We start from the raw sequence: 853 nt of genomic DNA on the forward strand, positions 1-853 counted from the left end.
CCCGAAGCCGGTGGCCCAACCCCTTGTGGGAGGGAGCTGTCGAAGGTGGGACTGGCGATTGGGACGAAGTCGTAACAAGGTAGCCGTACCGGAAGGTGCGGCTGGATCACCTCCTTTCTAAGGAGCACTTCTCACTAGTCTTCGGGCTGGTCAGAGGCCAGGACATCGGCGAACGTCCGATGCTGGTTGCTCATGGGTGGAACGTTGATTATTCGGCACACTCGGGTCTTCCTGTTAGTACTGCTTCGGCGTGGAACACGGAGAAGGATCGAGGGTGTCGGGCACGCTGTTGGGTGTCTGAGGGTACGGACTACGGTCTTTGCCTTCTGCGATGCCGGCCCCAGTGAACTCCGGATGTTGGTCCGGGGGTGGTGGGTGGCTGGTCGTTGCTTGAGAACTGCACAGTGGACGCGAGCATCTGTGGCCAAGTTTTTAAGGGCGCACGGTGGATGCCTTGGCACCAGGAACCGATGAAGGACGTGGGAGGCCACGATAGTCCCCGGGGAGCCGTCAACCAGGCTTTGATCCGGGGGTTTCCGAATGGGGAAACCCGGCAGTCGTCATGGGCTGTCACCCATGCCTGAACACATAGGGCATGTGGAGGGAACGAGGGGAAGTGAAACATCTCAGTACCCTCAGGAAGAGAAAACAACCGTGATTCCGGGAGTAGTGGCGAGCGAAACCGGATGAGGCCAAACCGTATGCGTGTGATACCCGGCAGGGGTTGCGCATGCGGGGTTGTGGGATCTCTTTTTCACAGTCTGCCGGCTGTGAGGCGAGTCAGAAACCGTATGGGTAGGCGAAGGACATGCGAAAGGTCCGGCGTAGAGGGTAAGACCCCCGTAGCTGAAAT

General features: G+C 59.1%; 2 rRNA genes. Both read left to right on the forward strand.

The features are described from left to right. Positions 1–117, forward strand: a 16S ribosomal RNA gene (locus QWM81_RS29025); the annotation flags it as partial. A 305-nt stretch (positions 118–422) separates the two neighbouring features. Then, positions 423–853, forward strand: a 23S ribosomal RNA gene (locus QWM81_RS29030); the annotation flags it as partial.

Origin of the sequence: Streptomyces ficellus, assembly GCF_030406405.1 — a bacterium.
Classification (GTDB): Bacteria; Actinomycetota; Actinomycetes; order Streptomycetales; family Streptomycetaceae; genus Streptomyces; species Streptomyces ficellus_B.